The following is a 235-nucleotide window of genomic DNA, read 5'->3' as shown; positions in this document are numbered from 1 at the left end:
AAGCAACAAGAGCTTGCTAAAAAAGAACAAGAGCTACGCCAACGTGAGCAGGACTTAGCTCGCCAAGAAGCCAACGATACACAAGCTATTCAAAAAGAGTTGGAACAAGAGCGTAATAGGGCAAACGCAAAAGCTCAAGCTGTTAACAATATTCAAAAATCACAGGCTGAAAAAACTCAAGAAGTTCTAACCCGACTAACAAAACTTGAAAACTTAATTGATCCAAGCACAGAAT

The 235-nt window shown here is 39.6% G+C and carries 1 pseudogene; it reads left to right on the top strand.

Annotated features, from left to right (window positions below):
- Positions 1-235, top strand: a pseudogene (locus tag ACZ267_RS13045) (hypothetical protein); the annotation flags it as partial.

It is taken from the genome of Staphylococcus sp. AC872 (assembly GCF_979255425.1).
This window is presented reverse-complemented; position numbering and strand designations above follow the sequence as displayed.